The sequence below is a fragment of the Neobacillus sedimentimangrovi genome, assembly GCF_010614825.1.
Classification (GTDB): Bacteria; Bacillota; Bacilli; order Bacillales; family Cytobacillaceae; genus Neobacillus; species Neobacillus thermocopriae.
This window is the reverse complement of record NZ_JAAFZF010000021.1, coordinates 1-21,340: the sequence shown is the minus strand read 5'-3', so window position 1 is coordinate 21,340 and position 21,340 is coordinate 1. Positions and strand designations below refer to the sequence as shown.

The following is a 21,340-nucleotide window of genomic DNA, read 5'->3' as shown; positions in this document are numbered from 1 at the left end:
TGTAATTCATATGCCAATGACACCAAGTTTAAATTGGCTTTCTGATGTTCATGTGTTTGCCGTTAATCGTGTTCCAGCCCACTCGGATCATGTCTATTATGAGACGATGGAAGAGGCACGTAAGGCTGCTCCTATGAAGTGGCGTTATGATTTAAACGGAAATTGGAAATTTTCCTACAACATCAATCCAGAATTAAGACCGGTTAATTTTTTTAAAAAAGAAGTTTCTTGTGCCAACTGGGAAGATATAACCGTTCCAGGACATATTCAGCTTCAAGGCTATGGACAGCCACAATATGTCAATACGATGTATCCATGGGATGGCCATCATGAGATTCGACCGCCAGAAATTCCAACCGATTATAATCCAGTGGGAAGTTATGTGAAATATTTTACCCTGCCAGTCAATATGGAAAAACAGCCGGTATATATTTCGTTTCAAGGCGTGGAAACCGCCTTTTATGTATGGCTGAATGGCGAGTTTGTTGGCTACAGTGAAGATTCGTTTACACCGGCAGAGTTTGAGCTTACTCCGTATTTGACAGATGGAGAAAACAAACTAGCTGTAGAGGTGTATCAACGAAGTACCGGAAGCTGGCTAGAAGATCAGGATTTTTGGAGATTTTCTGGAATTTTTCGTGATGTGTATCTTTATACTGTTCCAGAGATTCATGTATTTGACCTGCATGTTCGCCCTGAACTTGATTCCACTTTTACAAAAGGATCACTGATGGTGGATTTAAAGCTTCAGGGAGACATTCCTTCAAAAATAACAGCTGAACTAGTTAATTCGAAAGGGGAACGGGTTCAAACTGGCATAGCAGAAAAAAAAGACGGTAAATGGTCGATTGCCATGACCGTCGATCAGCCGGCACTTTGGAGCGCAGAAAAGCCTCATTTGTATCAATTATTTATTCAAATCTATAACAAGTCTGGAAGTTTAGTAGAGGTATTGCCACAAAAAATTGGATTTCGAAAATTTGAATTGGTAAACAATATCATGTACCTAAATGGGAAGCGGATTGTATTCAAGGGGGTAAACCGACATGAATTCAACCCACGCCGCGGACGGGCAATTACGAAGGAAGACATGCTTTGGGATATTAAAACGTTAAAACGAAACAACATTAATGCTGTCCGTACTTCCCACTATCCGAATCAGAGCTATTGGTACGAGCTATGTGATGAATATGGAATATATGTCATTGATGAAATGAATCTTGAAACACATGGTTCATGGCAAAAGATGGGGGTTGTCGATCCATCCTGGAATATTCCCGGCAATAAACTGGAGTGGGAGCCGATTGTAATGGATCGAGCCATTTCTATGTTGGAACGGGATAAAAATCACCCTTCCATTTTAATTTGGTCTTGTGGCAATGAATCTTACGCAGGAGAAGTCCTTTTGAATGTTTCGAAGTATTTCAAACAAGCGGATCCAAGCCGCCTCGTTCACTATGAAGGGGTTTTTCATCATCGTGAATATAATGATACGAGTGAGATCGAAAGCCGAATGTATGCAAAACCAGCTGAAATTGAGAAGTATTTAAGGGAAGACCCGAAGAAGCCTTACATTAGCTGTGAGTATATGCATGCAATGGGTAATTCACTTGGTGGGATGTACAAATATATTGAATTAGAAAAATATCCTATGTACCAAGGCGGGTTTATTTGGGATTTTATTGATCAAGCCATCTATAAAAAAGATCGTTACGGGAATGAATTTCTCGCTTATGGTGGTGATTTTGGCGATCGTCCAACCGATTACGGGTTCTGTACAAATGGAATTGTCTACGCGAATCGGAAGCTATCACCGAAGATGCAAGAAGTGAAATTTTTATATCAAAATTTTAAACTTTTTCCTGATCAATCAGGGGTAACAATTAAGAATGAAAGCTTGTTTACGAATACAGCGGATTATGAGTGTGAGTATGTGTTATTCCATGAAGGGAAGGAATTGTATCGAAATACTCTTTTGACTGCAGTGGAAGCGCAAGGCGAGGGGCGTTATGAGTTTGCCCTACCTGTTGGGATCACTGCAACTCCGGGTGAATACTGTATTCAAACGTCTTTAAAACTGAAGGTAAGCACCCTTTGGGCGGACGCCGGTTATGAGGTTGCTTTTGGGCAATTTGTGTTTCAAATCGGGACAAGAGAAATCGCACCACCAACTGGAGAGTTTCATATTGTCCATGGGGATGTCCATATTGGTGTACATGGCCGTGACTTTACGGTGCTCTTTTCAAAGGCCGTCGGTAGTTTAGTTTCGCTGAAATATAATGGCAATGAGATGATATCCCAGCCGCCTGCACCATTATTTTGGAGAGCAACGACCGATAATGACAGAGGCTTTGCCCAAAACTATCATTCCGGACTATGGTTTGCAGCGAGCCTGGCACGAAAATGTGTCAATGTAGAGGTAGAGGGGAGGGAAAGCTCCGTCAGCGTTGGTTTTACTTATCATTTCTCAATCCATCCAGATATTGAAGTTAAGACCATTTACACGGTTTATCCGGATGGGAGTTTAAAGGTGAAATCTTCCTATAAAGGAGCAGAAAATTTGCCTCAACTACCGATTTTTGCTCTGTCATTCAAGATGCCGGCAGACTATGATCAATTAGAGTGGTATGCTTTGGGGCCGGAAGAAAATTATTGTGACCGCACGATGGGAGCGAGACTGGCCACCTTTAAGAATCAGGTATGTGACAACCGATCAAGTTATGTCATGCCACAGGAATCAGGGAATCGGACGGGTGTCCGCCGTGTCAGCGTGACCAATCGTAACGGACAAGGAATAAGAATTTCTTTTGTTAAAGAACCGCTGGAATGCAACTTTTCCCCTTATACAGCTTTTGAACTGGAAAATGCTCAGCATGTTTATGAACTGCCGAACATCCATTATACGGTTGTTACCGTTTCTGGCAAGCAAATGGGTGTCGGCGGGGATGACAGCTGGGGAGCGCCTGTCCATGAGGAACACTTGATCAAAGCAGACCAAGACTTAGTATTTGAATTTATGATCCAAAAAGTGTAATCGGTGATGATTGGTTTGCGGCTTCCTTCGACAACACGCTAAAGATCTTTTGTTTTGGAGAGGAAAGAGGAGACGGTGATAAAATCATCAGCTTTATAAAATTTATAGTAAACTTTGCAATGGAAAAAGCCAGGAGAATCTCCTGGCTTTTAATATACAACTACTGGCTCGTAAGTTTCTAAATGATCAAATACAGTTTTCATGACTTTTGGAGGGATATTGACGCAACCACCTGAACCTGCATTTAAATAGGCAGTAGGTGACCAGTTTGTTCTCCAGCTAGCGTCGTGGAACCCTTGACCACTGTTTGTAAATGGTACCCAATAATCAACATGAACAGCATACTCTCCACCGCCTACCCGGCTACCATTGAGGATGTCATCTTTTTTCTTGTAGAGAATATACCACACACCTTTGTCCGTATCTTCCCCCGTGCTGTGTTTACCGGTTACGACATGTGTGGTGAAGACCATTTTGCCATTTTTATATATCCACAAGCGTTGATCGTTAATGGATACTTCGGCATAGGTATCACCGATTCCGTTATTGGTTAATGTTTCGTAGCCATAGCCTTCGCCTTTCCAACCATGACCTTTAATATTAGCTGCTGAGATGTCAGTTTCTCCTTTTGCAAAAGCTTCTGCAATCAAAGCTGTTTCTTTTTTCACATCGAGTGCCCAACCATATCCTTTCCCTTGCACCGTGATCACGGCACCTGAATGGGTCTTGAATGTAAAAGGTTTATTTAAGGTCGATTGTGCAGCATTAATTTCATCGATCTTTTGGTTAATTACTGTTTCCTCGATGGTAATAGTATTTTCTTTTGAAACGGATGCTTTTTTAATTAATTCATTAGCTTTTAATGTATACACTTTATCTTGCACTTTATAATTCACAGTTCGTCCAAGTAGTTCTTGCAGCATTTTTTCTTGTTTTTTGACGATTTCACTATCAGCAGTGATCGGTTTAAGAAGAAGTGGTTTTAGGTTAATTTCACTCGTATAGCCATGCTTTTCGTACTCTTTTAATAGTCCAGCGACATCATACTGCTCTCCACCAACACTTTCTGTAATAACAATTTTGCCATCCTCTAATCGAGCTTGGGCGTCTACTGGTGCCTTTAACCCTCCATTCAATGATATAAGCTTTTCCTCTAATTGTTTTTTCAGTGTCACACCTCGATATTCATCCTGGCTGCTTGGCTTTAAGGCAAGATTCTGTTCTTTGGAGGATGGAAAAAAGGACCATTGGCTTTTTAATAATTTTTCGACTGCTGGGAGGTCTTTCTCGGTAAAAGCCATTTTTGTGTCATTTCCATCTAGGATTTGTTGATCTCCGATATAGATCGTATTTTTTAGTTTGGAAGATGTTAATTTATGCAGTGCTTCTTCCGCTGTCATACCGCCGACATGTACCCCATTAATCTTTACTTGGGCATTAAAGTGACTTGTTTGGTAAAAAGTTAATGCTCCCAGAAGTATCCCTACAACAATGACGCTACTTGCTGTGATAAACTTCCAATTTTTAACCCATTTTGTCGAATGTGTATGTTGTCTAGTTTGTTGCCCCATTGATTCTTGTAAAGCAGCATTTTCCAATTTCATTCCCCCTGTTTTTTTGTATTTTAACAAGATCGTTTGTAAGAATATGGATTGTATCAAAGATTTCAATTGTTTTTCGAAAATATTACTGTCTGTTATTCTAGCAGAAATCTTTGTAAAAAGTGTGTCGTTTTTTGTGGAATTTAAGATTAATTTTATTGAATAGCACAAAAAGTTGATAGAACGCGCTAAGACAAGTCCTTTCTATAATGATATTTTGATAGTAAAGACGCCTTAAGTAGTGAAAATGTTTCACTTCCTCCGAAAAAAATTTGAAATATTTACGGATATTATTTACATATTAGGAAAAAAGTGTCGTTTAATTTTTACAAAAATTGGCTGATTGGGAAAAGTATTCTAGAAAAAGAGGATGTGAAAATGAGCGTTCTTCTATTGGAAAAGCACGAATATAAATGGGGTAGTAAACTTTGTGTAAATATTCATAAATTTCAAAATAGATATTTACTAAATAATGAATGAATTGTACTATATTAATAACTTGTCAAATTCTTTAATATTCCAAATTTGGTCAATACTTCGTATATTTCAACAAGTTGGGAAAACTCTTACATAGTAATCACATCGTAAGGAGGAGGTTTGGGATGATTCGGTTTAAGTCTGTAAATAAGTATTATGGTGACTTTCATGTACTTAAAGATATTAATCTTGTCATTAATAAAGGAGAAGTAGTTGTTGTCATTGGCCCTTCCGGATCGGGAAAAAGCACCATGCTTCGCTGTATTAATCGTTTGGAAACGATCAGTGACGGAGAACTGACGGTTAACGGTGTGAAAGTCAATGACAAAAACACCAATATAAATGAGTTAAGACGAAATATCGGCATGGTTTTTCAGCATTTTAACTTGTATCCACATAAAACGGTCTTAGAGAACATTACCCTTGCTCCAACCATGGTGCTGAAACAGTCAAAAGAAGAAGCGGAAAAAATAGCTATGTATTATTTGGAAAAAGTAGGGATTCCAGATAAAGCGAATTCCTATCCATCCCAGCTATCCGGTGGACAGCAGCAGCGGGTGGCCATTGCAAGGGGACTTGCCATGAAGCCAGAAATCATGTTGTTTGATGAGCCTACATCGGCACTAGATCCGGAGATGATTGGCGAAGTGCTAGATGTTATGAAAGCTTTGGCAAAAGAAGGAATGACGATGGTTGTCGTGACCCATGAAATGGGGTTTGCGAAAGAAGTGGCCGACCGGATTATTTTTATGGACCAAGGGAGAATTCTGGAAGAGGGAAAACCGGCTGATTTTTACGCGAATCCAAAAGAAGAAAGAGCTCGCGTATTTCTTAGCCGTATTTTAAATCATTAAACATTTTAAGGGGGAATTATATGTTTAAGAGTAAAGCAAGCAAACTTGCCGGAGTTCTTTTATTATCCGCATCCATGTTACTTGCGGCATGTGGAAAAAGCGATGAAAAAACGTCAGGTACTTCAAAAAATGCTTTAGAACAAATAAAAGAAAGAGACAAAATGATCGTCGGTGTCAAATATGATACCCGTTTATTTGGACTGAAGAACCCGAATACTGGCGAAGTAGAAGGGTTTGATATTGATATTTCAAGAGAATTAGCAAAAGAAATTCTTGGAGACGAGAATAAGGTAGAGTTTAAAGAAGTGACTTCCAAAACCCGTATCCCAATGTTAAATAACGGGGATATTGATATGATTGTTGCAACGATGACGATTTCAGAAGAACGGAAAAAAGAGGTAGATTTCTCTGATGTGTACTTTCATGCTGGTCAGTCCCTTCTTGTCAAGAAAGGAAGCCCTATTAAAGGACTGGAAGATTTGAAAAAAGGGACAAAAGTTCTTGCGGTGAAAGGGTCTACCTCTGCTTTAAACATTCGTGAGAAAGCCCCAGAGGCCACCGTTTTAGAATTTGAAAACTATACAGAAGCGTTTACGGCATTAAAATCCGGACAAGGCGATGCCTTAACAACGGATGATGCAATCCTTTATGGAATGGCTGACCAGGATCCAAACTATACATTGGTTGGCGGAACATTTACAGAAGAGCCATATGGAATTGCTGTTAAAAAAGGAAATAAAGAATTAGTGGATGCAATCAATAAAGCGTTAAAGAAGATGAAAGACAGCGGAAAGTATGACGAAATCAAAAATAAATGGATTAAAACCAACGAATAACTGTGATATCAGGATGGGTGCAGGTCTGGCCCATCCTAATACTTCTTAAGAAAAAGGGGGGAGATTTATATGATTGATTTTTCGATTTTGATCGATCATTTCGATACTTATTTAGAAGGATTTAAAAACACGATATTAGCTAGTATTATTGGCTTAATTGGGAGCTTTATTATTGGTGTGATTATAGCTGTGATGAGAATTGCCCCGATTAAACCTTTCAATTGGATTGGCACCGCATATGTGGAATTTATTAGAAATATTCCTCTTCTCATTATCGCCTTCTTCTTTTATGTCGGTCTTCCTGCAGTAGGTATTCAGTTAAACGGATTTGTTGCAGGTACGATTGCTCTTGCTATATATACCGCTTCTTTTATTGCGGAAGCGATTCGAGCTGGAATACTATCGGTTCCAAAAGGGCAAATGGAGGCGGCAAGATCATCAGGACTCACCTATTTGCAGGCCATGAAGGCCGTTATTTTGCCACAAGCAATAAAAATCGTCATTCCGCCGATTGGCAACCAATTTATTAATCTTGTAAAAAATTCATCGATATTAGGGATTATAGCGGGACTAGATTTAATGTACTTTGGGGACATCGTTTCCTCCCATACATTTGTTACGTTTGATGTGTATATTTTCGTTGGGCTGTTTTATCTTGTATTGACCATACCACTAAGCTATGGCGTTCGTTATTTGGAAAAACGCCTTGCTAGAAGTTATTAAGGAGGGGGATTTATGGATTTTGCAGGAGCTCTTTCAGCCGATCATCTAAAATTCCTCGCCGATGGTTTTTGGGTGACATTATCTATTGCCTTTATTTCCATTATATTAAGTTTTATTATTGGCATTCTGTTAGGGACATTGCGTTATGCTCAAATTCCAGTTGTTTCGAGGGTTGTGGCGATTTATGTTGAAACGATTCGGAATATGCCGTTGTTACTCATCATATTCTTTACTTTTTTCGCACTTCCGGAAGTGGGGATCAAGTTAACCGTTACTCAAGCAGCGATTACGGCCTTAACGGTGTTTGAATCCGCGATGTTGGCGGAGATTGTTCGTGGTGGATTGAATTCCATTGATAAAGGGCAGATTGAAGCCGCACGTTCATCCGGGTTAACTTATATTCAAACCCTATGGCATATTGTCATGCCTCAGGCTCTTCGGAGAATGGTTCCTCCAATTGTAAGCCAATTTATTTCCTTATTAAAAGATACCTCTTTATGTGTCATTATCGCCTTACCGGAATTTATGCACAATGCTCAAATTATCTATGCTCAAAACGTCAACTATATTATTCCAATCTTTATACTTGTTGCCTTCATGTATTTTATTGTGAACTATGCTCTGTCACTCGTGGCTAGAAGATTGGAAAGTAGACAAGCATGAGGATTGAATGGATGGAAAAGCTAATAGTCCATGGATATCGGGGTTCGTATTCATCATTCAGAGGTAAACGAAAAGGGTGTTCCTAAAAGTATAATTTGGGGACACCTTCTTTATATGAAATAAAATTGGCCCGCATTTAATGTAAATACGAGGAAGAAAAAGAATTTCGGATTCTCTTAGAAGAATTATTTGGATATATTTTCCCTGTAACGAAGTAGGAGCTGCTTCCGTTTTATATAGAGAGTAGGAAAATTAGCCGTTCATGTTCCGAAAAGAAATACGAAAGGAGATGATCTATTGAAAAGAATAGCAAAGATTTGTTTCATTCCTTGTCTATTGGCTCTTCTTGTAGGCTGTTCCAATAACCAAGAAACACAAGCACCTCTTACTTCACCCAAGCACCCCCCATCGATAAATGAAGCAACCAATCCAACTAATCCATCCAACCCACCATCCCATTCCCAACAAAATAGTAGCAATCCTAAGCATACGACTTTAATACAGGAAATCGTCACATTGGCTAAAGTTGGAACAGTTAAAAATTGTAGTTTTCCAGCAAGTACAACGGTGATTGATGAAGTCATGTTATATTGGGGTAATCCTGATCAAGAAGATTTTGTTGCAGGGAATAGATATTTCACGTTTTCTAGCCATGGGATTGTTTTTGGTGTGAATAAGGGAGAACAAATTTTTGATGTACGCTCTTATTCTAAAGAAATTCAACAAATCACGTTTGATGAGGTTGAGAAAGTACTGGGTAAACCAGACAACGTTCGTTCCAATAGCGGGGACAAGATTTGGGTATATCATGTGAATGAGAAATTTCAATTAAAATTTGTTGGTTCAAAATCGACGATTGACCATATTTCAGTTTTTTATCCTGCAGGTGCCAAAAATCAAATGGCAGGTTGAGCATAAGCTATTAAAATGGTTGAAATAATTCATGCCTGTCACTGCAAGAATGTCTAGTCGATCACAATGACATCATACGTGAAGTGACAGGCACTTTTTTCTTTTCATGTTAGCCATTTATCACCCTAAATATCGATGATAGAGCGATTTAGCTTCTGATACATCCTTCGTTCCATGGATCAATACTCTTCCATCTTTAAAAACAACCATTCGGTATGGATCAACCTGAAAGGATAATAAGAAAGGGTTTCGCTGCACGGCTCTTCCTTGTTGAATCAATATCGTTTCTAAAGCTTCCAAATCACGGTCAGCAGTTTGAGGAGGCCGGATTTGTACGGTATCCCTCCCGCATAGGACAGCCGTTTTGGTTTGATTTTCAAACGATAAGAATGGATAGGAGCGAGAGGCTCCGCAAGAAGGACAATCCTCTTTTTTCAATGAATCGACGTTAACCACACTAAATTGATTTTTCCAAAGATCAAAGGAAACGAGTTTGCCGCGCAATGAATCCAGGTCGCCGACCAAAATTTTCAATGCTTCACTAATTTGATAAGAAACAACCATGCTTACAGCTGGGGAAATAATGCCAGCTGTATCACAAGTTAATCCCCCAAGTGGAACGGTTTCTAATAAACAGGCGAGACAAGGTGTTTTTTCAGAGATGAATGTATAGGATATTCCGTAACTTCCTACACAGGCTCCGTAAATCCAAGGAACACCGTACTTTTGTGAAATATCGTTTATGATCATTCTTGTTTCAAAATTATCTGTGGCATCAATGATCAAATCAACCTTGTTAGCCCAGGCCTCAAGCTCTTGAACGGAAGCATCCGCAACAATGGCCTCGATCTCTACAGAGGAGTTAATGGCATTTAAACGATTTTTCGCAGCAATGGCTTTTGGTAGTCGGTTTTTAGCGTCTTCCTCGGAATATAATTGCTGTCGCTGGAGATTGGACCATTCTACATAATCGCGATCAACAATCGTTAATTTGCCGATTCCGGCACGGACGAGAGCTTCGGCACTCCCTGATCCAAGAGCGCCGGCTCCAATGATAAGCACATGACTGGATGAGATCTTTTTCTGCCCGTTTTTTCCGATGGGAGAAAATAATTCTTGGCGAGAGTAACGGCTAATCAACCGGTAATCATTCCTTCTTTTGGACTGCTGGCTGTTGCATAGCGTTTTTTCTCCATTCTGCCTGCTTCAAATCCTAAACGGCCCGCTTCAATGGCTAATTTCATTGCTTTTGCCATTTTTACAGGATCCTTTGCAGCAGCAACAGCGGTATTTAATAACACACCGTCGGCCCCTAGTTCCATGGCCAGTGCGGCATCGGCAGGGGAGCCGATTCCTGCATCGACAATCACTGGAACTTCAGCCTGCTCAATAATATAGCTTAAGTTGACTGGGTTGATGATTCCTTGACCTGATCCAATTGGAGAAGCTCCCGGCATGATGGCGTGGCAGCCGAGTTCTTGAAGTTTCCTGGCTAACACGACATCGTCGGACGTATAAGGGAGGACAATAAATCCTTCCTTCACTAATTCTTCTGTGGCTTTTAGGGTTTCGACTGGATCTGGAAGTAATGTCTTGTCACAGCCGATCACTTCGACTTTAATCATGTCACACAGACCAGATGCTTTGGCGAGTTTGGCGATACGCACTGCTTCTTGGGCTGTTTTAGCTCCCGCTGTATTTGGCAGCAGTGTATATTTTGAGGTATCAAGTAGCTCTAGAAAGTTCGGCTGACTTGGTTCAAAAATATTCATTCGTCTGACGGCAAAGGTTAAGATTTCTGCTTCAGAGATTTCAACGGCATTTTTTTGGATTTCATAGTTTGGATATTTTCCTGTTCCAAGTAATAATCGGGATTGAAAAGAATATGGACCAATTTTTAACATATCAACCGCCTCCTACAAAATGAACTATTTCAATTCGATCATTATCTGCTAATCTAGTATTCTCATGTTCTAAACGAGAAAGTATTTTCCCGTTTACTTCTACGACGATGATTTTCTCATGGATGTTATAATGTTTGAGTACATCGGAAACAAACGTAACATGTTCCGGTAATTGTACAGATTCACCATTTAATGCAACTTTCATTTTTACCTCCTACATTACGGATGGTTGATGTCGATCGAGGCGAAAGGCTGAAAGCTCAGTCGTATTGCCTTCCAACAAATCGGCTACAAGTTTACCAGTTATCGGACTTAATAAGATTCCGTTGCGGAAATGTCCGGTTGCCACAAAAATTCCCTTATATTCAGGGTGCTCACCAATGTATGGTTTTCCATCATTGGTTTGCGGCCGGATACCGCACCACACCCGTTCCCAAGTGGCGTCCCTGATTTCTGGTACGAGCTTCACCGCTCTTTCGATTAATGAGGCTATTCCCCCAGGTGTGACGGCCTTATCAATAGAATTTTCAATCATCGTCGCTCCAATATATATTTCTCCATTTCGTTTTGGAACGAGATAGCAGCGCTTATCTGAAAAAATAGTTGTGTTGATGATTGGTTTATCCACTTTCACAGAAAAGCACTCGCCTTTTACCGGAAACACAGGAAGATCCTTTATCAGTCTGTTAGCCCAGGCACCTACCGCGATGACAACCTGCTCACAATGAATGATCCCATTTGAAGTATTTAAGCCTTTCACTTTGCCTTGATCATAGATGAAGGAGAGGACCTCCGTATGTTCGTGAATCTCTGCTCCAAAATGGAGGGCAGCTTTCGCAAAGGCTTTCGTTAATTTTTCCGGATGTACATGTCCATCATTTGGGAGGTACATCCCTCCGGCTACAGTAGGAGATAGCGCTGGTTCCAGCTCCCTGATTTCATGGGAATCGAGCCATCGAATTTCATGGTCCCACTTTCTTTGAAAGAGGACTTGTTGTTGAACTTCATGTGCGATATCTTCGGTTTCGGCAATTTTAAGCATCCCTTTTTGGACGAACTCAATATCAATGCCGGAGTATTCCAATAATTCTTGTGAAAGCGAGGTAAACATCTTTTGGCTTTTTAATGCTAGCTGGAAAAGCGGGCCATCTTGTTCAATCTCCGCTTGGGCTGCCAGCATTCCGGCTGCGGCACGGGATGATTCAGCGGCTATTTGTTGCTTTTCAAGTAGAATAACTTTTCGTCCTTTTTTGGCCAGTTCGAAGGCAATGGAGGTCCCATTCACTCCTCCTCCGATAATGGCTGTGTCAAATGATTTTTTCATCAATTCCATCTCCATTTTTTCACTAATAAGAAAGGATTAATTGATACACACCAAGAACTTTCTGATTTATCCATTTACGATTGTTTATGTAAGGCCATTGTATACGCTTTTACGGCATCGAGCGGGTTGCAGGAATCTAAAACTCCTGACATCACCGCAATACCAGCTACCCCAGCTTGAAGTACCTGCGGAGTATTTTCTGGTGTGATCCCGCCGATGGCAATAACCGGGATGTTGAGTTGGGATAACTTGGTTAATTCCTCCAGTCCTTTAGGAGGCAGGCCAGGCTTTGATTTGGATGGAAAAACATGGCCGTATAGCAGAAAATCTGCCCCCTCTTGATGGGCTTCTTCATAGGAATGGATGGAGGCCCCTACTTTTAGTAGAGGAAAAGCTTTTTTTACATGAACGGCATCTAAACTGTGCCCAGCTAATTGAACACCGGCCGTTCCTGCCGTAACGGCGACATCCACGCGGTCATTAATCATAATTTTGGAAAGTGGAATGTCTTTAGCTAACTGCTCAACAGCTTGAAAAAGCTCTTTTGCTGACTTTTGTTTTTCCCGTAAGTGAATCATGGTGACATAGGGATGTATATCCGTTAAAATCTCATGTAATTGTTCAATCGGCATTTTGCCATTGGAAATAATATGTAACTCCTTTATGTTCATCCCCCCAGTTTTCAGATAGATACCGCTAGAGGGAAAATAAAAAGCCACTTTCTTTTGTAAGAAAGTGGCTGTGAATAATGCATACAACGATCCCATTTTCCACTTCCCTACGCTGGTATTAACCAGATCAGGTTCATAGAGTCCCGAAGTAACACTTCGATCTCAGCCTTTTATAAAGGCACCTCTAGCGGATTTATTTACGTATTTATTTGTCATAATTCCTACGCTATCCATCGTAACACATTGAATAATGCCTGTCACTTGTTTCCTTGTTTTTTCTTCCTATTTATCTATTTTACAATGTTTGAATGGTGGTTTATCTCTAATTTTAAACCGCCGCCGTTTGCGTCTTTTGTTTCTTAGGTATTCTTACCGATTACTATCGTGGGCATTTTGAAAAGCATCGTATGAAATAATATTTTTATTAGCTATATCAAAGGCAATATAATTCAGTTTGACATTATAAATTATATCCTTTAAAAAATTCGATTCCTTTTTTGTAAGTGATACATGGTAGTCTTTCTCTGCCACTGTATCCGTGAACCATTTCCGTTATAACATTATATTTTTCCGTAAAATCAATTGGTGTTATTATAATTTTTAAAGTTTTTGCATTTTGATGGAAATTATGTTAAATTATGTTAGTATTTTTGTTTGGGGCAACTTTCGGAGATTCAACTAGTGGAGCCTCTTCTGAAGAATCTTTCCAAATTAAATATAATGGTGCCGCCTGGAATTACAGTAAGTCAAAATATCAATATACTTCGTTTAAATATACACGAGATGGTAGAACTTTACTGAGTAAAACAGCCTATAACGGCAAAGTTACAGGTTCTGTTTGGGACGATTTAAGATGGGGAGACAAGTATACTACGTATTTTTCTTGGAAGCGTGGACCACTTAAATAATTTTTCTGGGTTTGATTTTTTTAAATATTCGCTTAACAAAATTTAATGAAATATCTATGAGATTTAATTATTAATGAATTATAGGAAATCGTTGGGGCCTGATAGGTGTTTTTCTACAGGTCCCGATTTTAATTAGAAATAATGTTATCGACTTTTAAATCTTATAAAGTACCGCATTACTTTAATTATGAATAATAACTAATTGTTTTTACAGCTACGTAGTAGGTATTATTAAAAGGTGATACTATTAAATTTATAGATGCCATCTTTAAGGAGTAGTTTATGAAATATTCTTTATTTAGATTTTTCGACGTTTTTGAGGCGGTTGCTATCTATCTAATCTGTTTTGCTTCAAACTTACTATGTATTTATGTACAAACGTTGAATTTAGAAGGTTCTTCTATTTTAAAGTCTTTTTTGGAAAGTATTACAGATTATCAACTTATTATAAATATTTTTCTTACATTTATTATAATAGTATTTCACTATCAATTTTTAAATCGTAGGAAAACAGAAATATTCTGCCGAATACTTGTAGGAGATACGATGGTAAATATTATAATCCGATATATCTTGAATAGTATAGCTATTTTAGTGTTTAGTTTTTTACTCTCACTTTCATTAAACTTCTATTTAGGGCTGAATGTAACCAGCAATCTTTACTTAGTTTTTATTTTTATTATATATATACTATTTAGTGCGTGTCAGGTGAAAAAAGAATGAAAATTTTACATTTTTTTATAACTAGAATATTTTTAAAAAGATGGACACTTGTTTTAGGTATGATAATATTACTTTTTTTAGCTAATTATCTTTCTTTTACTGCTGCTCGTTCAATTATTTCAACTTTTCAAGGTTATCAAGAAATAGAAACTCTGAATCAAGAAGGAACTTTTATTGCTAATCTAGACCCAAATAGTGAAGCTGATTTTGATAGAATTGAAATAGATGATACAAAAAAAGTATATGAATATTTAAACAACAATTATACTTATGCTATGCAAGTCGATGGTTTTGTCACTTCATTATATAATAAATATAAGATGGAAGTTTCTTTCAATTATATCAATGAAGAGGCTTATAAGATAAATCAATTTAGATTATCTCAAGGAAACCACTTAAACTTCAACTATAAATTTAATAAAGAAGAAATACCTGTTTTAGTAGGTGCAGGTCTGGCCACAACATATCCTGTAGGGTCATATATTGAGATTACAGATCCTGTCACCCAACAATTAGTCAATTTAAAAGTTCAAGGGGTCTTGGAGAAGAATACTCATCGTTCTAATTTTTATGCTCCTAATTCAAAAAATTATTTTAATTTTTCGATTTTTCTACCTATTAACGAAGAATTTATTCAAAGTGCAGGTCTTGACCTCCTCGTTAATGGTTTGATGGACATGGTGCTTCTTGATTCGACAAAAGAGAAAGCAACGAATTTAAGTGAACTTATCCAGGAAAATCTAGGTTTAAAATTTAACTTTTTTAATCAACAAGAAAATTTTAATTACTTTGAAGATTCTTATTTTGATTCATTAAAAATTATCTGTATTATCACCTTTATTTTGCTACTAATCATTGTTTGTCTAGCTATCTGGAATACTTTGGTAAGCATTCGTTTGATGATAAAAGATTTTACAATCAATTTATTAGTCGGATTAAGTTATTCAAAACTAAGAGCAATTTTTTATAGTTATTTTGGAATATTGTTTTCTATTAATCTAGTCATACTATTTGTGATAACCGCTTTCAATAGATACGGCTTTTGGTTAAAAAAAGACTCAATATTTGCTACTTACGGAATGTTTGGCTTAATAAGTATGGATTGGATTGCTCTACTAATTGTTCTCTTTATAGATTTGATTATTGGGTTTACGATTGTTGAACTTACGATAAAAAAAATTAAAAGTATTCCGATTTCCGTGGGGGTGTTAAAATGAATAGTATAATTAAACTAGAAATCCAGAAAAAAACATTCAAGAAGAAAGGTTTTTCTATCTTAAATGATTTTAAATTGGAAGTTGAACCTGGGGAAAGACTTTGTATTATAGGGGAATCTGGAGTTGGAAAAACTTCTTTGCTTAATATTATTGGTCTACTTGATACACAATATCAAGGGAGCTATAAGCTTTTTGGTTCATCTGTTAAGGATTTATCACGAAATAGACTAGCTGAGTGGCGTAATCAAAAAATTGGTTTTGTTCTTCAGGAGTCCGCACTAATTAATTCTTTGACCATCGAGGATAATATTAAATTGCCGCTTATGTATGCTAACATTGAAAAAGACTCAACTGTCCAAGATCACTTTAAACGAATTGTTAATAAACTTGGGATTGAGTCCATTTTGAAAAAAAAACCACTTGATTGTTCTGGTGGCCAACGATCTAGAGCTGCTTTTGCTAGGGCTGTCATTATGAATCCCCAAATAATCTTATCAGATGAACCAACTGCGTCTTTAGACTTAGCAAATAAAGAAAAAATTATCAATCTACTTTTTGATATGAATAAAGAATCTAATACTACTGTTATTACAGTGACTCATGATTTAGATGTAGCCAATCGTCATGAACGAATCATTACTCTCGAAAGGAATGAATAAAATGGGATTCTATACAATGATCATGTCATTCATACTTGGCATATTCTTCACCATTTTTGGTGTTTCTCGTAGAAAACGGAATTTTTTATACAAGTTTTTCATAGTGCTAGGAATCATTCTCATTCTTTTTGCTGTTTATCTAGCAAGACCTCATTAAGAATCATAGTTATATATAGGAGTTATATTTCTAATTAAGCCCCTGGCTGGAATTTCATGATACATAGTTATTTTTGCAAAAAAAATCACTGCGTGTAAATGGACACTCCATTTTGACTTCGTGATATTTTCTTGGCTCCGATTTGAAGTTTTCTCCTTTAGTAAAAGTATACCGAATCATCATCATTCTGGGGAACTAGTATATGATTATTTGTATCCTGCTAAAAAGGGCTATCAGCTATCTACATGGCATAAAACGATGGGGAATCAGGATCTAACAAATTCTTGCTGAAAGAATTAGGAGTGGAAACGGTTCTGCCAGAATGGTTAGGGGCCAATCTTCTCATCAAAGGATTTCCAGAGTTTACGAAACTCACAATAGGCTCTCGTATTCTATTTCCAAGCGGAGCAGGTTTAATATGTATGGGAGAAAATCAGCCATGTACTTTATCAGGAGATGAGATTCAAAAACATTATGTGGAGCATGAGAAGCTGTCCACTCGTTTTGTTCGTGCAGGTTATAAAAGGCGCGGGATCGTTTGTGCGGCGGAAAGGCCAGGGGAAATTCATGAAAATGATGAAGTACAAATGTTGATAAATGATTTTGTTCATCTGATGCAATAGAGGAATGATGAGAGAGGAAGATTTCCTATTAGAAGAGATGAATACATATTAGGGGATGATAATCTCTCAAAAAATTTCTTTCTAATCATGTTAGAAAAATGACTAAACGGCCTTTTCCCTATAAATATAGAGCTAAGACCGCTTAGACCATTTTTGTTCTATACTATTTTTACCTCAGTTTAAAATCGTTACCTCTACTTGTTTTCTTCCAAATTGGATCGCTTCTTCTTTAGAAGGAATAAAGACATCAATTTTATTTCCTTTGATAGCTCCACCAGTATCACCGGCAATGGCTTCTCCATAACCTTCTACATACACTTTGCTACCAAGTGGAATCACCGATGGGTCAACGGAAATAACTTTTAGGTCTGGGTTTGCTCGTAGATCAATGCCAGTGGCTGTAATACCAGAGCATCCCTCGCATGATGCCGTATAGGCTGTAGCTTCCATTATAAGTTTCTTTTTACCTTCCGTTGTTGTTGAAGGAGCAGCGGCTGCAGGTTCACTTTTTGTTGTTGCATGATTTGTTGAAGGGGTCGCCGTTGCAGTTGGAGCATTCTTCGTTTCTTGCGCTGCTGGCGTTACTGTTTTTTCACTTTTAACTGTATTCGTTGTTTTTGCTCCTTCAAAGATAATAAGGTTTAAACCAGGATGAATGAGATCCGAAGATAATTTGTTCCATTCTTTTAATTGTGCGACGGTTACATCATGTTCTTGTGCTATGTCCCATAAAGTGTCACCTTTTTTCACCGTATATTGTTTTTCAGGTGCAATGGTGAGGATGTCACCAGGGTGAATAAGGTCAGTTGTAAGATTATTCAACATTTGAATATTTTCAACAGTAGTATTATTTGTACGTGAAAGATCCCATAAGGTATCACCTTTTTTTACAGTGATCGTTGCTGCTTGAACATTAGCACTTACAGTGACTGAGAGTACAGCACCTGCTACTATTGACATTGTTTTCTTTAGCATTGTTTTACCCTCCATGTTCTTTGGTTGCTAATTGTTATTTATCGTAACATAGATTTTTCTCAGAAAAAGAACAGGCAGGTAATATTTTGGTTACGTCTATGGCATTTATATTGCAATAATATTTCTAGAAATGCTAAAACTACTGGAAGGATGTTGGAAATTAAGAGGGGTTTAATAGGTAGCAAATATAAAAATACATTAAAAGGGAGTAATTAAATAAGATAAGCCTCTTCTTTTTACTACAAAAAAAGGTTAGTATTATTAATAGATAAATGAATTTTATGAATAGTAGATCAGAGAAAGGAATATGGGAATATGTTTGGCTTAATAATCATACTATTATTGGTCTTATTTCTGCCTTTTCTAGTAAAAAAAGTAGAACACAACTTGGAAGTTTTTTTGTTTATTATGGGAATTGCGGCAGCGACCATCAGTGGAATGATGGATCGCCATCTTATTGAGAAAGCACTTCTTGACCCAATCCATATTACATTGGCTGTATTTATAGCTGGATTGATTTGTAAGTGGTTTCAAACACAAATTGAAAAATCTATCCTATGGGGAAGTAGAAAACTGACACCAAGAATCTTTTTCGCCTTAACCGTTATATTGCTTGGGTTAATCTCTAGTATCATTACGGCTATTATCGCGGCGATTGTTCTTGTCATTATCGTGAATGTTCTTCCACTTGATCGAAAATCAGAAGTTCGTTTTACCGTATTAGCGTGTTTTTCCATTGGTCTAGGAGCAGCATTAACCCCGATTGGAGAACCATTAGCAACCATTGCTATTAGTAAGTTAAATGAAGACTTTTCTTTTCTACTTCAACTGATTGGGAAAGATGTAGTTCCTGCTGTCATCTTATTCGGGCTTTTGTCCTTAGTCTTGGTGAAACCATATGAAGACCATAAAGGATTAAAAGCGGATAATAAAGGAGAGACCTATAAAGAAATAATCGTCCGTTCTCTAAAAATTTATTTATTCGTAATGGGGCTTACCTTTCTTGGACATGGGTTTGAACCTTTTATCAATGAGTATGTCATTGGTCTTTCTCCAAGTTTATTGTATTGGATTAATATGATATCTGCGATTTTAGATAATGCGACTCTTGTTGCTGCAGAAGTAAGCCCGGCAATGGATACGGAAACCATTCGAGCGGTATTGCTCGGTTTGATTATTAGTGGTGGAATGCTCATACCTGGTAACATTCCAAATATTATTTCAGCAGGAAAGTTAAACATTACGAGCAAAGAATGGGCTGCCTTTGGTGTTCCAATCGGATTGGTTTTCATGGCAGTATACTTTATCCTATTGACTGTCTTTTAGTAAATAAGGGATCATCGGTAGTTCCATTTATTATGTGATGCATCTTTGCAATGGTATTGATTAATGGAATTTTCTGTTGGTTTCATTTTTAATTGGTTTATGGTATGATAAATGTACAAAAGAATAGCTAAGAGTTATGGAGGAGTCTGTCACCAAGGGGATTATTATGCCCTTTGGTAACAGGCTCTTTTTTTGTTGTAAATTTTTATGAATATGGAGGGATGGAATCTATGATTATTCTTCAATTGGTACTCATTATCCTTGCAGCCAAACTGGCAGGAAGCTTAAGTGTGAAATGGGGCCAACCTTCTGTACTAGGAGAAATAATTGCAGGGATTTTATTAGGGCCATCTGTGTTTGGACTCATTAGTCCATCAGATACCTTATCCGCATTTAGTACGATAGGTGTTATCTTGTTAATGTTTATCGCAGGCCTAGAAACGGATCTTGATGAATTAAAACGCGCTGGAAAATCATCGGCCTTTGTTGGATTTGGTGGCATTCTTGTTCCATTATTCTTAGGATATGCCGCAGGAGGAATAATGGGTTTAACCAACTTACAATCATGGTTTTTAGGTGTGATGCTTTCTGCCACGAGTGTAAGTATTTCAGTTCAGGCTCTTAAAGAAATGAATCAGTTGAAAACTCCGGAAGGAACGACGATATTAGGTGCTGCCGTTCTTGACGATGTGGTGGTCATGATCATTTTAGCTTTCTTAATGAGCATTGCTGGCGGTGGGGACGTATCCTTATCCACTTTAGTCATGAAGAAAGTATTGTTCTTTGTCATTGCTATTTTCTTAGCATGGAAAGTGGTTCCATGGGTGATGAAGAAATTAACCAAATTCCCAGTTAGTGAAATGGTCGTTTCCTCAGCTTTAATCATTTGCTTTATTTTTTCAGTCGCAGCGGAATACACAGGTGTGGCTAATATTATTGGAGCTTATATAGCTGGGATTGCGATTAGCTTAACAAAATTTAAGCATGAAGTGTTTGAAAAAGTGGAAACGATTAGCTATTCGATTTTCGTACCCGTATTCTTTGCCTTCATTGGAATTTCGGCAAAGTTTTCGGGGATTATGGATCATTTAGGTTTAATTATTGCACTTAGTATTTTAGCGATTTTAACTAAATTTATTGGTGCAGGACTTGGTGCCAAACTTTCTGGTTTTGGATGGAATAGTTCAATGGGAATTGGTTCGGCCATGGTTTCTCGTGGGGAAGTAGCCTTAATTGTTGCGGCCATGGGTTCATCAGCAAATTTAATTCCTCAAGATTTATTCGCTATAGCTGTAGTAGTAGTGATCGTGACAACCCTTGTTACTCCTCCAATGTTGAAATGGTTTTTTCAATCCAAGAGCAACAAAAAAATGGTTTTATCTCCAAATGAGAGATCAGGCCAGTTCTAAATGATAAAAAAATGAGCTTGCCCTATTTTCAAGGTGCTTGGCATTTGCCTAGAGAGGAAAAGGGCATAAGAGAGAAGTGGTTCAATCTGCTTCTCTCTTTTTTTATGTGCGCCCGGCATGTACATGAACTATAGGGTGTAAGTCCCGAACCCCGAAGACAGAAGTAGAGGTTAGCCAAGAGCAAGGGTGTCCGTGGTGACGCGGAATCTGAAGGAATCTGGAGGCAAAACACCGGTCCGAGGAACACGAACCTCATATAAGGCTAGGTATGATTGAGTGAGTTTGCATAACAAAACAAAGCTCTTTCTGTCGAAGGTCATATCGAGTAAATGAGGCGGATAGAT

At 37.9% G+C, this 21,340-nt stretch carries 19 protein-coding genes and 1 riboswitch; of the genes, 12 read left to right on the top strand and 7 right to left on the bottom strand.

The window, feature by feature from the left end; all coding sequences use genetic code 11:
* Positions 1-10: 10 nt before the first annotated feature.
* Positions 11-3,034, top strand: a complete 3,024-nt coding sequence (locus GZA11_RS08900; RefSeq protein ID WP_163183525.1) for a glycoside hydrolase family 2 TIM barrel-domain containing protein — start codon at positions 11-13, stop codon at positions 3,032-3,034.
* Positions 3,035-3,183: 149 nt separating this feature from the next.
* Here GZA11_RS08900 and GZA11_RS08895 read toward each other — a convergent pair whose 3' ends face one another.
* A complete protein-coding gene (locus GZA11_RS08895) occupies positions 3,184-4,638 on the bottom strand; it encodes a L,D-transpeptidase family protein (protein WP_081905121.1) in 1,455 nt (484 codons plus the stop codon).
* A 599-nt stretch (positions 4,639-5,237) separates the two neighbouring features.
* On the opposite strand from GZA11_RS08895, the gene GZA11_RS08890 reads away from it, so the two are divergent.
* The 5 genes from GZA11_RS08890 (at position 5,238) to GZA11_RS08870 (ending at position 9,100) form a co-directional block, all read left to right on the top strand.
* On the top strand, positions 5,238-5,966 hold the full coding sequence (locus GZA11_RS08890; RefSeq protein ID WP_163183524.1) for an amino acid ABC transporter ATP-binding protein: 729 nt from the start codon (positions 5,238-5,240) through the stop codon (positions 5,964-5,966).
* Positions 5,967-5,986: 20 nt separating this feature from the next.
* Positions 5,987-6,802: a glutamate ABC transporter substrate-binding protein gene (locus tag GZA11_RS08885; RefSeq protein ID WP_163183523.1), complete on the top strand. Its 816-nt coding sequence runs from the start codon at positions 5,987-5,989 to the stop codon at positions 6,800-6,802.
* A 69-nt stretch (positions 6,803-6,871) separates the two neighbouring features.
* Positions 6,872-7,525 carry an amino acid ABC transporter permease gene (locus GZA11_RS08880; RefSeq protein ID WP_038539108.1) on the top strand — a complete coding sequence of 218 codons (654 nt, stop codon included), beginning with the start codon at positions 6,872-6,874 and terminating at the stop codon, positions 7,523-7,525.
* A 12-nt stretch (positions 7,526-7,537) separates the two neighbouring features.
* Positions 7,538-8,188 (top strand): amino acid ABC transporter permease, encoded by a 651-nt coding sequence (locus GZA11_RS08875; protein ID WP_163183522.1) that lies wholly within the window; start codon positions 7,538-7,540, stop codon positions 8,186-8,188.
* Positions 8,189-8,485: 297 nt separating this feature from the next.
* Complete coding sequence (locus GZA11_RS08870; RefSeq protein WP_163183521.1) at positions 8,486-9,100, top strand: YjgB family protein; 615 nt, start codon at positions 8,486-8,488, stop codon at positions 9,098-9,100.
* Positions 9,101-9,220: 120 nt separating this feature from the next.
* Here GZA11_RS08870 and GZA11_RS08865 read toward each other — a convergent pair whose 3' ends face one another.
* The 5 genes from GZA11_RS08865 to GZA11_RS08845 all read right to left on the bottom strand — a co-directional run bounded on the left by GZA11_RS08865 (position 9,221) and on the right by GZA11_RS08845 (position 12,999).
* Complete coding sequence (locus tag GZA11_RS08865) at positions 9,221-10,240, bottom strand: thiazole biosynthesis adenylyltransferase ThiF (RefSeq protein ID WP_163183520.1); 1,020 nt, start codon at positions 10,238-10,240, stop codon at positions 9,221-9,223.
* The gene (locus GZA11_RS08860; RefSeq protein ID WP_163183519.1) at positions 10,237-11,004 is read right to left on the bottom strand and encodes a thiazole synthase; all 768 of its coding nucleotides are present in this window, start codon (positions 11,002-11,004) and stop codon (positions 10,237-10,239) included. Before GZA11_RS08860 ends, GZA11_RS08865 begins: the two co-directional genes overlap by 4 nt.
* Before the next feature lies 1 nt (position 11,005).
* The gene (gene thiS / locus GZA11_RS08855) at positions 11,006-11,209 is read right to left on the bottom strand and encodes a sulfur carrier protein ThiS (RefSeq protein WP_163183518.1); all 204 of its coding nucleotides are present in this window, start codon (positions 11,207-11,209) and stop codon (positions 11,006-11,008) included.
* 9 nt (positions 11,210-11,218) lie between these two features.
* Positions 11,219-12,328, bottom strand: coding sequence for a glycine oxidase ThiO (gene thiO / locus GZA11_RS08850; RefSeq protein WP_163183517.1), 1,110 nt, complete (start codon positions 12,326-12,328; stop codon positions 11,219-11,221).
* Between the two features lie 74 nt (positions 12,329-12,402).
* Positions 12,403-12,999: a thiamine phosphate synthase gene (locus tag GZA11_RS08845; RefSeq protein WP_163183539.1), complete on the bottom strand. Its 597-nt coding sequence runs from the start codon at positions 12,997-12,999 to the stop codon at positions 12,403-12,405.
* A gap of 87 nt (positions 13,000-13,086) precedes the next feature.
* A riboswitch (TPP riboswitch) is annotated at positions 13,087-13,195 on the bottom strand.
* 442 nt (positions 13,196-13,637) lie between these two features.
* On the opposite strand from GZA11_RS08845, the gene GZA11_RS08840 reads away from it, so the two are divergent.
* The 4 genes from GZA11_RS08840 (at position 13,638) to GZA11_RS08825 (ending at position 17,286) form a co-directional block, all read left to right on the top strand.
* On the top strand, positions 13,638-13,907 hold the full coding sequence (locus GZA11_RS08840; protein WP_038539130.1) for a hypothetical protein: 270 nt from the start codon (positions 13,638-13,640) through the stop codon (positions 13,905-13,907).
* Between the two features lie 719 nt (positions 13,908-14,626).
* The gene (locus tag GZA11_RS08835; RefSeq protein ID WP_163183516.1) at positions 14,627-15,847 is read left to right on the top strand and encodes an ABC transporter permease; all 1,221 of its coding nucleotides are present in this window, start codon (positions 14,627-14,629) and stop codon (positions 15,845-15,847) included.
* Positions 15,844-16,506, top strand: coding sequence for an ABC transporter ATP-binding protein (locus GZA11_RS08830; RefSeq protein ID WP_163183515.1), 663 nt, complete (start codon positions 15,844-15,846; stop codon positions 16,504-16,506). Before GZA11_RS08835 ends, GZA11_RS08830 begins: the two co-directional genes overlap by 4 nt.
* 441 nt (positions 16,507-16,947) lie before the next feature.
* Entirely contained in the window at positions 16,948-17,286 is a 339-nt protein-coding gene (locus GZA11_RS08825) for an MOSC domain-containing protein (protein WP_051968259.1), read from the top strand.
* Positions 17,287-17,460: 174 nt separating this feature from the next.
* On the opposite strand, the gene GZA11_RS08820 is transcribed toward GZA11_RS08825, so the two are convergent.
* Positions 17,461-18,261 (bottom strand): LysM peptidoglycan-binding and 3D domain-containing protein, encoded by an 801-nt coding sequence (locus tag GZA11_RS08820; RefSeq protein WP_163183514.1) that lies wholly within the window; start codon positions 18,259-18,261, stop codon positions 17,461-17,463.
* Positions 18,262-18,576: 315 nt separating this feature from the next.
* On the opposite strand from GZA11_RS08820, the gene GZA11_RS08815 reads away from it, so the two are divergent.
* Both GZA11_RS08815 and GZA11_RS08810 read left to right on the top strand, forming a co-directional pair.
* On the top strand, positions 18,577-19,587 hold the full coding sequence (locus GZA11_RS08815) for a DUF1646 family protein (protein WP_163183513.1): 1,011 nt from the start codon (positions 18,577-18,579) through the stop codon (positions 19,585-19,587).
* A 230-nt stretch (positions 19,588-19,817) separates the two neighbouring features.
* Positions 19,818-20,996, top strand: a complete 1,179-nt coding sequence (locus GZA11_RS08810; protein WP_163183512.1) for a cation:proton antiporter — start codon at positions 19,818-19,820, stop codon at positions 20,994-20,996.
* Positions 20,997-21,340: the final 344 nt, after the last annotated feature.

Excerpts from the sequence above, each read along its gene's own strand:
- GZA11_RS08900 (WP_163183525.1), top strand. The coding sequence starts at position 11 with ATGCCAATGACACCAAGTTTAAATTGGCTTTCTGATGTTCATGTGTTT.
- GZA11_RS08895 (WP_081905121.1), bottom strand. The coding sequence starts at position 4,638 with ATGAAATTGGAAAATGCTGCTTTACAAGAATCAATGGGGCAACAAACT.
- GZA11_RS08890 (WP_163183524.1), top strand. The coding sequence starts at position 5,238 with ATGATTCGGTTTAAGTCTGTAAATAAGTATTATGGTGACTTTCATGTA.
- GZA11_RS08885 (WP_163183523.1), top strand. The coding sequence starts at position 5,987 with ATGTTTAAGAGTAAAGCAAGCAAACTTGCCGGAGTTCTTTTATTATCC.
- GZA11_RS08880 (WP_038539108.1), top strand. The coding sequence starts at position 6,872 with ATGATTGATTTTTCGATTTTGATCGATCATTTCGATACTTATTTAGAA.
- GZA11_RS08875 (WP_163183522.1), top strand. The coding sequence starts at position 7,538 with ATGGATTTTGCAGGAGCTCTTTCAGCCGATCATCTAAAATTCCTCGCC.
- GZA11_RS08860 (WP_163183519.1), bottom strand. The coding sequence starts at position 11,004 with ATGTTAAAAATTGGTCCATATTCTTTTCAATCCCGATTATTACTTGGA.
- thiS (WP_163183518.1), bottom strand. The coding sequence starts at position 11,209 with ATGAAAGTTGCATTAAATGGTGAATCTGTACAATTACCGGAACATGTT.
- thiO (WP_163183517.1), bottom strand. The coding sequence starts at position 12,328 with ATGAAAAAATCATTTGACACAGCCATTATCGGAGGAGGAGTGAATGGG.
- GZA11_RS08845 (WP_163183539.1), bottom strand. The coding sequence starts at position 12,999 with ATGAACATAAAGGAGTTACATATTATTTCCAATGGCAAAATGCCGATT.
- GZA11_RS08840 (WP_038539130.1), top strand. The coding sequence starts at position 13,638 with ATGTTAGTATTTTTGTTTGGGGCAACTTTCGGAGATTCAACTAGTGGA.
- GZA11_RS08835 (WP_163183516.1), top strand. The coding sequence starts at position 14,627 with ATGAAAATTTTACATTTTTTTATAACTAGAATATTTTTAAAAAGATGG.
- GZA11_RS08830 (WP_163183515.1), top strand. The coding sequence starts at position 15,844 with ATGAATAGTATAATTAAACTAGAAATCCAGAAAAAAACATTCAAGAAG.
- GZA11_RS08820 (WP_163183514.1), bottom strand. The coding sequence starts at position 18,261 with ATGCTAAAGAAAACAATGTCAATAGTAGCAGGTGCTGTACTCTCAGTC.
- GZA11_RS08815 (WP_163183513.1), top strand. The coding sequence starts at position 18,577 with ATGTTTGGCTTAATAATCATACTATTATTGGTCTTATTTCTGCCTTTT.
- GZA11_RS08810 (WP_163183512.1), top strand. The coding sequence starts at position 19,818 with ATGATTATTCTTCAATTGGTACTCATTATCCTTGCAGCCAAACTGGCA.